This window comes from Dysgonomonas reticulitermitis, assembly GCF_054601275.1.
Map to the genome: position 1 here is coordinate 15788 of NZ_BAAHWU010000041.1, position 11359 is coordinate 27146.

The following is an 11359-nucleotide window of genomic DNA, read 5'->3' on the forward strand; positions in this document are numbered from 1 at the left end:
GAGTTTTAAGTTCTAAGCGCTAACTACTGACTACTATTTACTGTAGAAGTTTGTTACATTTTAGTTAAAAAGTTATGAGTAGACGAGATACGAGGTACAAGTTGTTGACTGATGACTGTAGAAGTTTGTTACTTTTTAGTTAAATTCCGGTTTGTCATGCTGACGACAGGAAGCATCTCCTGTCTCTCGGGGATCGGGATCCTTCCCTGCGGTCAGGATGACAAAGAGGGTAGCCGCGCGAGCAAGGGCTAACAGCTAACAGCTATCGGCTAACAGCTAAAAAATGACTGTAGAAGTTTGTTACTTTTTAGTTAAAAAAGTTACGAGTAGACGAGGTACAAGGTACAAGTTGTTGACTGACTACTGACTACTGCTGACTGTAGTCGAGATCCTTCCCTGCGGTCAGGATGACAAAGAGGATACGATGTTTAATTTGAAAATTAGCGAATTTGAGAATTTGAAAATGAGTGTGGAAAATGTTACTTTTTAGTTAAAAAGTTACGAGGTACAAGTTGTTGACTGTTGACTAACTACTGACTACTATTTACTGTAGAAGTTTGTTACATTTTAGTTAAAATAAAGAATAAATAATTATGAAGAAAATCAGCTTTTTGATCCTTTTACTAAGCAGCATAATCGTTTTTGCGGGTTTTGCTCAAAATGAAAAAAAAGAAAGAATACCTCTAAAACATGGCGCCCACCAGATAGGAAAACGAACTGACGCGGCCATGCAACGATGGCGTGAATATGGATTAGGCCAATTTATTCACTGGGGTGTATATGCCATTCCGGGTGGACAATGGAATGGAAAAACTTCCGGAGGGGCAGCCGAATGGTTCAGATCTTCGGGACTTATAACCAATGAGGAATACGATAATCTTTATAAGCAGTTCAACCCCACAGATTTCGATGCTGCGAGATGGGCAAAACAAGCAAAACAAATGGGGGCAAAATATGTAATATTTACGACAAAACATCACGATGGATTCTGTATGTGGCCCAGTAAATATACTGACTATACTATAGCCAATACTCCATATAAAAAAGACATCGTCAAACAAATAGTAGATGCATATGCAGCCGAAGGCATCGACGTTTATCTGTACTTCTCCATTATCGACTGGAGCCATCCGGGCTACATATCGGGCGGAAATATAAATTCGCCTGAAATAAAGAAAGCTTTTCAGGCAGGAGAAAGAGAAATATTCAATCCTTTCAAAACTAAAGAACAAGAAAAAAAATACGAAGATTTTAAATCCTTTACGCGCAACCAACTGATTGAGCTTTTAGACAATTATACTACTATCAAGGGCCTTTGGTTCGACGGATCGTGGGATGTAGCATGGGTAAAAAATGCACCGTGGGTAGACAGTGTCGGATTAGAATTAAGGGCCAAGCATCCGGGACTAATAATCGGTAGCCGCTTCAGATCTGACGAATACGGTAATAGGCATGTAGACTCAAATAACGATTTAATAGACGATTACGATCAACGGTTTGAAAGGAATTTGCCAAGTAACCTGGCCGAAGTAAACGGCAACGACTGGGATTGTGTAATGACTATTCCGGAAAATCAATGGGGATACCACAGGGATTGGACATTGACATATGTAAAAACAGCTTACGACCTGATAGAAATGACCTTACAGGCAAATTCATTGGATGGTAACTTTGTTATAAACTTTGGCCCTGATGGAAAAGGGAATATGCGTCCGGAAGAAAACCGCATAGCTAAAAGTATAGGAGACTGGATGGCAAAATACGGAGAAGCTGTATATGGAACACATCATTCTATCCTCGAAAAACAAGACTGGGGAGTTTCTACTCAAAAAGACGATGAAATATACCTGACAGTATTCAATAAACCAATGAGTAATATATTGAAAGTGAAAGTGCCAAGAGCAAAAACAAGAGGAAACGTGTATGTAATAGAAAATGCGACATTCTTGTCTACCGGAAAACCGGCGACAATAAATGATGGAGGACGCAACAAAGCAGGGGCTATATTCTACGACATTCCAATTCCGGCAAAGTTCCAAAACAGTGGAGAAGCATTTGTTATTAGAATAAAGCTGAAAGAAGTACCTCAAGGGGAAAAGGGTGCTTATCAGCAGGCAATAACATAAAAAATGCTGAATATTGGGACGAACGGAGTAGTTGCAGGAGACTGTAACTACTCTTTTTTCTAAATTAATGTGAATCAGTAGTTGAATTAATAATCACAGGAGCGAAGTGTATGTAATTAATTGTTTGTTTGATTATTTTCATTCTTTTCTTCTGCGCGCAATCACAGATTGCTAGCGTCCCTTTTGCCCAAAGCCGCAAAAGGAACCAAAAACGCTTTTGCGCCCCGCTTCAACGTCCGACCCATAACGGACTTAAAGGCTAAACAAAAAAACTCGCTCCGGGTTTTGTAGTATACGAATCATTTGATAAGCTCAAACACGTTTTTGTTTTTAACGCCTTTTTCGTCCTGTGGGTACCTCGTACTTGAAGCTAACGGCGCGGCTAAAGCCAGACAAGGCAGGCTCTTGCCGTGCGTCAGCTTCCTGCGCATAAGTTTCGCAGGGCGCGGCAGTGATGAGCATATGTTGAGAACGCAAGCAATCTGTGATTGCGCGCAGAAGAAAATAATCGAACGTTTTTACATTACAGCAATAACTTTAACTGCTGATTGGCATAAAATATTTAATAACGAATTGCTAAAAAGGTACTTGTAATAATTGAAAAAAATTCCTATATTTGCTCTAACAATAACCCGAGAAAATAAAATATTTAAATAAGCTGAAAATATGAAATTTATCGTTTCCAGTACCGCTTTATTGAGTCATCTGCAAGCTATCAGCAAAGTGATAAACTCAAAGAATACATTACCTATTTTGGATTGCTTCCTCTTAGAACTAAATGGTTCCACGCTGACTCTGACCGCAGCCGATTCTGAAACCCGCATGGTAACATCGTTAGAGGTAAATGAAGCTGAAGGCGGTGGAAAATTTGCGGTGAATGCCAAGAATTTACTCGATCCGTTGAAAGAACTACCGGAACAGCCGCTTACATTTGAAATAAATAACGACAATCTGGAAACATTCATCTATTTTCATAACGGAAAATATAATTTTATCGGACAAAGTGGCGAAGATTATCCTCAGCCGAAAGAATTGAAGGAAACAGCTATCAGCTTAACAATCGAACCTCAGACTCTTTTCTCCGGAATCAATCGTACCCTGTTTGCCAGCGCCGACGACGAATTACGTCCCGTAATGAATGGCGTTTATTTTGACATAACACCGGATGACCTGACTTTCGTTGCTTCTGACGGTCATAAACTGGTTCGTTGCAAAACTTTAGCAGCAAAAGGGACAGAACGGGCTTCGTTCATTTTACCTAAAAAACCGGCGAATCTTTTAAAAGCTCTTTTGCCTAAAGAAGCTGAAACAGTAGAAATAAAATTCGATGAGAATAACGCATATATAAAGATGGCCAGCTATACAATGACATGCCGCTTTATTGAAGGACGTTATCCTAACTATAACTCGGTTATCCCTCAGAACAATACGAATAAAGTAAATTTAGACCGCCTCGCTTTTCTGAATGCTCTGAAACGAGTTTCCGTGTTCTCTAACCAGGCAAGCAACCTTATAAGATTGCAGCTATCCGACAAGAATATTATTGTATCGGCTCAGGATATCGACTTTTCCACTGCCGCGGAAGAAACTATTCCTTGCGAATATGCAGGTACAACAATGAATATCGGATTCAAATCAAGCTTTCTTATCGAAATCCTGAACAACATCCCATCTACTGACATTTCTCTGGAGTTATCAGATCCTTCACGTGCAGGGTTGATTATTCCTGTTGAAAACGAAGAGAGCGAAGACTTGTTGATGCTACTAATGCCGATGATGCTTAACGACTAAAATAAATAATAAATAATCGCACGGCTTTATCATTTTTCATTAGCGTGAAAAATGATAAAGTCTTTTTCTTAAACCTATGGAACTTAATCTCAAGAATCCTCTTATCTTTTTCGACCTGGAAACGACAGGTACAGACACGATACACGACCGTATTGTAGAAATCTCGTATCTCAAAGTACATCCAAATGGAAAGGAGGAGGTAAAAACAAAGAGAATAAATCCGGAAATGCCAATACCACCTTCGGCTAGCGCCATACATGGTATTTCTGATGATGATGTTAAGGATTGTCCTACATTCAAACAAATAGCAAAATCACTTGCTGTACAGATGGAAGGGTGCGACTTGGCAGGATTTAACTCCAGTCGATTCGATATACCTTTACTTGCCGAGGAATTTTTGCGCGCAGGTGTAGATATTGATTTTAGCAAGCGAAAAATGATTGACGTACAGATTATTTTTCACAAAAAAGAACAACGTACCCTAGAGGCTGCCTACAGATTCTATTGCGATAAAAACCTTACAGATGCTCACTCGGCTGAAGCCGATACCCTTGCCACATACGAAGTTCTGAAGGCACAATTGGATAAATACTCCGATCTGGAAAATGATATAGAGAAACTGGCCTCGGAATTTTCATTTTTCAACGACAATGTCGATCTGGCAGGACGTATTATTAAAAATGAGAACGGCATCGAAGTTTTCAACTTTGGAAAACATAAAGGTAAGTCTGTAGCCGAAGTACTGAAACATGAGCCTAGCTTCTATGCATGGATAATGGATGCCGACTTTCCATTAAACACAAAACAGGTACTTACTAAAATTAAGTTGCGAGAGATGCAGAAATGATCTCATTTTCTAAGTATCTATTTTATATGCTATAAATATGATGTATCCAAGAAGTACGATAAATATAAAGAAGGTATTTATACCCATCAGGAAGAAAGCCTTAAGATTCGATTTAAATCTGGGTTCACCATAAAACACACGGTTCCCTCTAAAAAAGTAGAACGTAATATAAATGATCAGTAAGAACCATAAAAGTACCTTTGGAACTTTCCAGTTTAACCATGCGAATATCCAATCGAATAGAATACAAATTGTTATAGATAGCAAGGCCACTGAAAAGAAATGCAGCGTGAATATCCCACTGTCGAAATAATAGCGTTTCTTTCGCTTATGGAACAGCCACATCCAGAAAGCAAATATAGGCATGTAAACAAATAGCGCCTTTGGCAGATTGTGAGTAAAAAACTCACTGGCTTTTTTCTTGCTTTCTTCATCTTTTAAGTTCTTATTTATTGTTTTGTATAGACTACTATTGCGATCTATCCCTTTGACCCTCAGCAAAGAGCCCTTCGTATTTTCAACCGCCTCTCTATCGGCGGCAACAATACTGTCTTTAATAGCCGCCTCTTCTTCCAGTTCTACTCTGAATTCTGCATTATTCTTAGCTTTATCGGGATAAGTCAGCATGAAAGGAATAAAGAAAGTCAGGAAGCTAATAAAAATATAATAAGAAAAAGGATTCACATACGATTTTCGTTTGCCACTCATATATTCCAAAGATATTTTTCCCGGCGAAAGGAAAAGTGTCTTGGTCGTCCTCCAAAATGAACTGTCGTAATGAAGAAAATCGGACACGAAATGAGTGAATAAATGATGGAATGAGTGGCGGCTCTCCGAATTTTCCTGACCACAATCCGGACAATAGTTTTTCTCAACAAAGGAACCGCAGTTCTGGCAAGTCTTACTGCGCCTTATCTTATGTTTACTCATAATATATTCCGGCTTTTATTTACCATGATACAAATTTAATATTCTTAGAGTAAACAGCGATACAATACAAGAAAAAAAGTCAACAGTTATCAGTCAACAGTTATCAGTAGTCAGCACTTAAAACTTAAAACTCATAACTTTTTAACTCCTGCCTTTTTAACTAAAAATGATACCAAAATGGTAAAAGATAAAACCGATAATGATATGGAAGCTACAAAAAAATCAAGGATTATAGCGGTAGCCTTACTGGTATGCTTATCAGGGTTTGTATTTTCGTGCGGCTCCGGTGACCCGCGGGACGAAAGCACGGACACAACCGGGCAGGATCTTCCGGCGGTTGCGCCTGCCATCGGATTGGTGAGTAAGGCCGGGCAAATAAGTTACAGGAAACATACGGGACAGGCGAAGGATGCATATGCGGACAGGTCACTGAAAAGCGTGGTCAGTTACCCGTTTGAGACGATAACCATCCATAAGGTTACGCGTTATGAGGCCATCCCGTTTAGTGCGGGACCGTTTAAGGCAATCACCGCGTTGTTTGTTACGGAGTTCTCCGTGGATTATGGAGGCGGCCTGCTGTTGACAGTCATACATGAGGCGGGTGAATACAGCTGTATCGATAATGGAAGGCATTTTGAACAGGGTATATCGGAAATAGAGTTCAGTTCCCATATCAAGCTGGCGACCAATGCTATAGAAAAGGATTTTACTTATCCGTTGTATAGTTTTTATGTACGCTCCGTGAACGACAGCAAATTCAGTCTGGGCTACACCTTCATACTTTCCTCCGGTAATTCTTATGAACCGGTGGTATGGTTTCCGCTACAGGGCAAGAACGAGGTGGTAGCCGGCGATATATATGCCGTAAGCGAACTTACGGATTAGTAAGGCTGCCGCCGGATATATAAGGTATACGGCAGATATAGGCCGGATTGATTTAGCTAAACATAACGAAGGACTATCCCCACAGGATAGTCTTTTTTATGTATGCTTTATTTTTCCGGTACCGGAACCTTTCCAGGGAAAGACAAGCCTTTCGTTTTCCGGAGCTCTTCCTTCCCTTGTTTTTCCTTTTTTCCGGAAAACATACAAACCCGCTGCCTTCTGCCGGGGGCCTGTCGATAACGGTTCTATTTTTCTCAGTACCTGGTATATCAAAAAAGAAGGAATAATCCCCTGTAAATCAAATTTTTCAATAAGAATAATAAAAACCGCACGCCTTTTCGCGCGGCAAGTTATCGCGGCGGTTATACAGGCCGGTCAAGGTCTGCCTGCGGCGTTTGCGCGCAAATCTCCACGCCTCGCTCCGCTCGGGTCGTATTTACGCGTAAAACCTTGCCGTCCGCGCCGCCGCAAAAGGATTGCCTTACGAAAAAGCGGCTGCCCGGACAGGTATCCGGAGTATAAACTTTAAAAAAGGAAAAAATGAGCGTATTGATTACGGAAAAGACAAAAACGCTGCTGTGCGATATCCGGCGGGAGCTGGTAGTATTCTTCCCCGCCACGGCGTTTAAGCTGGACTCCGTCCAGGAGGACGGCCATACCGTTATAACCGTCTCCTATACCGACGGGGTATCGAAAACCCGCGTAAAGAGCGTCGTCCGGCAGTTTGCGCATTGTTACTATTCGGACAGGAAAGAGGTCAGGGTGACAATCCGGGTCGAACAGGAGATCAGCGAAGAGACAAAACGCCTTCTGCTGAATGAGATACGGACGGTCTTCAAACTGAAGCGCCTTCCCCGGGAAAGCGACCGTTTCGAGGCGGTGAACGGCACGGTGGGGGACTACCTGCGGAAAATATTCGACATGCGTGATTTTTAGGAGCCGCGCTAGTGGAAATATATAAATATAAGGTAAGCGTCCCATTACCGGGCTTTTACCGTTTTTCTTTACTTTTTGCCGGTTGATGTAGAATAATATATTGAATGTACTACGCATAATGTTTTTTTGTTTAGGTTATCGATATATGAATAATTGAAATGGTATAAATGATTAAGTTGGCTTGGCTAAACTGGACTATTTGGAATATCGGTTCCTATGTTTCCGGCTAAACGACTAAAGTAAACTTGCCTGCTATGCGTGCAGACAGGCTGTTCATATCTTCCCTTATCTTTTCCAGCGAGAGTTCCGCGTAGCGCTGTGTTGTTTTTATATGCTCATGCCCGAGCATACGGCTGACTGTTTCGATAGGCACGCCTTCCGAGAGCGTAATCAGGCTGGCGAACGTGTGGCGGCTCATGTGGATTCCGAGCTTCTTCTGAACGCCGCACCGTTTGGCAATGGCGTTCAGTCCCGAATGCACCGTCATCTTGTTAGGGACATCCAGCACCTTACCTTCGGCAGTATGGCCGCGGTACTTTTCTATAATCGCCAAAGGGATATCCAGCAGGCGTACCCGGTATTCGATCCCGGTCTTCTGACGTTTGGAAACGATCCACTGGCTACCGTCTTCCATTGTATGGATTTCACCGTATGTCAGGTTCCTCATATCGATATACGACAGTCCTGTGAATACTCCGAACAGGAAGATGTCCTTACTCTTCTTTTGCTGCCTGACCATTGGCTTATCAGACATAAATTTCTCCAGATCTTCTTTTGTCAGCGTCTTGTGTACCGGGTCTTTCGCTTTGTATGCAAAGTCGCAAAACGGGTCACGGGGCAAAATGCCCCGATTGACGGCATCCCGGACTACTTTCCGGAAATAGGTCAGGTAGATACCGCTTGTACCGGTACTGAATTTGCGGTCTACACGCAGATAGTTATAGTAATCCTCGATATGGGAGTAGTTCAGTGCTTTGAAGGGAATATCCTTTAACCTGAGTTTTTGATGTATAAATCCCTCCAGGGCTTTATAAGCATTGACATATTGTTCGAATGCAGCTTTACTGTAGTCTTTCCCTACACGTACAGATACAGCATCGTTCATTGTCCGGAAAGAATCCAGTACCGTAGGTTGGGTACTTGCGATCCCCTGGCTGGCATTTTTAAGGTCAGCGGCATCGACGACCGAACTAATTTCACTCAACTCTTTGTAGCGGGCGTGGATAATCAGGTTAACGCGGTTAATGGCCCGGTTGATTTCCAGTGCCTGATGGCTTTTGCCTTTCATACGTCCCACTTTGGTGTCCCACAGGCCGGCGTCCGCGTCTATTTTCAGGCTGAACTGCGACATGGACTTACCGATACGGATGCGTCCCATTACAGGGCAGAGACCTCCTTTGTTGCGTTGGTTCTTTTTCAGGTAGAATAACACCTTTAGTTCCGGTTTCATAGGCTCATTTTTTTACTATTAAGTTATAGATCAATGAGCTACAGGATACTATGAAAACAGGGCTGAACAGGGAGGGAAAGCCACTGGCTAAATTTGATTGCCAGAGGGAAGGCTATCCTGCCATTTGCCTTTGCAGATCCGGTTGTTTTGCTACCTTTGGCAGTGGATTTCTCGACTAAAAAAAGGTAACGAAAAGGTAACGGAAGTATAGCTTAAAAACGCCTTTTCCTGCTTTTTCCCCTTCGGAAAACCAATGCAAACAAATGTGTTATGCGCTGGCTATCAATAGGATGTTATTAAATTTTATTAATCCGCGGGTATATTGTACCTTTAAAAGAATCGGTATTATACTTGCTATATCAATGCATTTATGCTATCTTTATTTCAATAACATCAGAATACGATCATGACCAAGAAAAACCATTTATTATTATTGCTATTATTTTTATTAGCGCCGATAGCCATACAAGCCCAGAAACATAGTTTCGAGATAAAAGGCGGGGATTTTGTCCACGATGGAAAACCCGTGAGAATTATTTCAGGAGAAATGCATTATCCGCGTATTCCGCATCAATACTGGCGTCACCGCATGCAAACGCTGAAAGCAATGGGTCTTAATGCCGTGGCTACCTATGTATTCTGGAATGCACATGAACCTGAACCGGGCAAATGGGACTTTACCGGAGATAAAAACCTGGCTGAATATATTAAGATTGCCGGAGAAGAAGGCCTGATGGTTATTCTGCGCCCGGGTCCTTATGTATGCGCCGAGTGGGAATTCGGAGGGTATCCATGGTGGCTCCAGAATGTGGATGGCATGGAACTGAGAAGGGATAATGAACAATTCCTGAAATATACCCAATTGTATATAAATCGCTTATATAAAGAAGTGGGAAACCTTCAGATCACCAAAGGAGGCCCGGTTGTTATGGTACAGGCTGAGAATGAGTTTGGTTCTTATGTATCACAACGGAAAGATATTCCATTGGAAGAGCACAGGGCTTACAATGCCAAAATCGTTCAGCAACTGAAGGATGCCGGATTTGATGTGCCCACGTTCACATCCGACGGCAGCTGGCTTTTCGAGGGAGGCGCTACACCCGGGGCTTTGCCCACAGCCAACGGAGAAAGCAATATTGAGAATCTGAAAAAGGTAGTCAATGAATATAATGGAGGACAAGGCCCCTACATGGTCGCTGAGTTTTATCCGGGATGGCTTGCTCATTGGGTAGAACCTCATCCGCAAGTAAGCGCGACAAGTATCGCCCGCCAAACAGAGAAATATTTGCAGAATGAGGTGTCCATCAATTACTATATGGTGCATGGCGGAACGAATTTCGGCTTTACCAGTGGGGCAAATTACGACAAAAAACATGATATACAACCGGATCTGACCAGTTATGACTATAACGCGCCTGTTAGCGAGGCCGGATGGGTTACTCCTAAATTCGATTCGATACGTAATGTTATCCGGAAATATGTGAAGTATGAACTTCCTGCTGTGCCTGATGCTATTCCTTTAATCGAAATACCTTCTATCAAACTGACTAAGGTTGCCGATATGATGGAAGTGACCGGTGCACTGAAGCCTGTACAAAGCGATAAGCCTGCGACATTTGAACAATTGAATCAAGGATATGGTTATGTTCTGTATTCCCGCCATTTCAACCAACCGATAAGCGGCAAACTTGAAATAGAAGGACTACGCGATTACGCCTTGGTGTATGTGAACGGGGAGAAGGCCGGCGAACTGAACCGGTACTTTAAGAACTATTCGATGGATATTGATATTCCTTTTAATTCCAATCTGGAAATATTTGTGGAGAATATGGGACGGATCAATTACGGATCTGAAATTGTACACAACACAAAGGGTATTATCAGCCCTGTTAAGATCAATGGGAATATAATAGAAGGCGAATGGGAGATGTATCAGGTGCCTATGGATAAGGCTCCGTCTGTGGATAAAATGAACAAATCGCATGTATATGAGTTGGGTGCCGCCGGAAAAATAAAGGGAAAACCGGCTCTTTACACAGGAACATTCGATTTGGCTGAAACAGGTGATACTTTTATTGATATGGAAGACTGGGGTAAAGGTATTATCTTTATCAACGGCATAAATATAGGCCGCTACTGGAAGGTCGGGCCTCAGCAAACCCTGTACGTTCCCGGAGTATGGCTCAAAAAAGGGCAGAATGAAATCGTCATCTTTGAGCAGCAGAACGATAAGGTGCATTCGGAAGTCAGGACGGTAAAGGTGCCTGTGCTAACAAAGCTCAAGGTCGAATAATAAATATAGAAACAGATATTTCCGGTTACGGAATCCATAACCAACAAGCAATGAAAAAAATCACATTATTACTTATTACATCAATATTTATCACAAACCTT

At 42.0% G+C, this 11359-nt stretch carries 9 protein-coding genes; 6 read left to right on the top strand and 3 right to left on the bottom strand.

All coding sequences use genetic code 11. From position 1 onward, the window contains the following. Positions 1-593: 593 nt before the first annotated feature. The 3 genes from ACYPZI_RS12480 to ACYPZI_RS12490 all read left to right on the top strand — a co-directional run bounded on the left by ACYPZI_RS12480 (position 594) and on the right by ACYPZI_RS12490 (position 4764). Positions 594-2126: an alpha-L-fucosidase gene (locus ACYPZI_RS12480; RefSeq protein ID WP_459602089.1), complete on the top strand. Its 1533-nt coding sequence runs from the start codon at positions 594-596 to the stop codon at positions 2124-2126. Positions 2127-2792: 666 nt separating this feature from the next. Beyond that, positions 2793-3917 (top strand): DNA polymerase III subunit beta, encoded by a 1125-nt coding sequence (gene dnaN / locus ACYPZI_RS12485; protein WP_459602091.1) that lies wholly within the window; start codon positions 2793-2795, stop codon positions 3915-3917. Positions 3918-3993: 76 nt separating this feature from the next. Next, positions 3994-4764 carry an exonuclease domain-containing protein gene (locus tag ACYPZI_RS12490; protein ID WP_459602093.1) on the top strand — a complete coding sequence of 257 codons (771 nt, stop codon included), beginning with the start codon at positions 3994-3996 and terminating at the stop codon, positions 4762-4764. Between the two features lie 9 nt (positions 4765-4773). Here ACYPZI_RS12490 and ACYPZI_RS12495 read toward each other — a convergent pair whose 3' ends face one another. Beyond that, positions 4774-5694, bottom strand: a complete 921-nt coding sequence (locus ACYPZI_RS12495; protein ID WP_459602095.1) for a DUF3667 domain-containing protein — start codon at positions 5692-5694, stop codon at positions 4774-4776. Positions 5695-5871: 177 nt separating this feature from the next. On the opposite strand from ACYPZI_RS12495, the gene ACYPZI_RS12500 reads away from it, so the two are divergent. Beyond that, the gene (locus ACYPZI_RS12500; RefSeq protein WP_459602097.1) at positions 5872-6579 is read left to right on the top strand and encodes a hypothetical protein; all 708 of its coding nucleotides are present in this window, start codon (positions 5872-5874) and stop codon (positions 6577-6579) included. 96 nt (positions 6580-6675) lie between these two features. On the opposite strand, the gene ACYPZI_RS12505 is transcribed toward ACYPZI_RS12500, so the two are convergent. Continuing rightward, positions 6676-6852 carry a hypothetical protein gene (locus ACYPZI_RS12505; protein ID WP_459602099.1) on the bottom strand — a complete coding sequence of 59 codons (177 nt, stop codon included), beginning with the start codon at positions 6850-6852 and terminating at the stop codon, positions 6676-6678. A 267-nt stretch (positions 6853-7119) separates the two neighbouring features. Between ACYPZI_RS12505 and ACYPZI_RS12510 the strand changes: the two genes are divergently transcribed. After that, on the top strand, positions 7120-7515 hold the full coding sequence (locus ACYPZI_RS12510; protein ID WP_459602105.1) for a hypothetical protein: 396 nt from the start codon (positions 7120-7122) through the stop codon (positions 7513-7515). Between the two features lie 226 nt (positions 7516-7741). Here ACYPZI_RS12510 and ACYPZI_RS12515 read toward each other — a convergent pair whose 3' ends face one another. Then, the gene (locus tag ACYPZI_RS12515) at positions 7742-8965 is read right to left on the bottom strand and encodes a site-specific integrase (protein WP_459602101.1); all 1224 of its coding nucleotides are present in this window, start codon (positions 8963-8965) and stop codon (positions 7742-7744) included. Positions 8966-9371: 406 nt separating this feature from the next. Here ACYPZI_RS12515 and ACYPZI_RS12520 point away from each other — a divergent pair, with 406 nt between their 5' ends. Beyond that, on the top strand, positions 9372-11258 hold the full coding sequence (locus ACYPZI_RS12520) for a glycoside hydrolase family 35 protein (RefSeq protein WP_459602103.1): 1887 nt from the start codon (positions 9372-9374) through the stop codon (positions 11256-11258). The last annotated feature ends 101 nt before the right edge of the window (positions 11259-11359 follow it).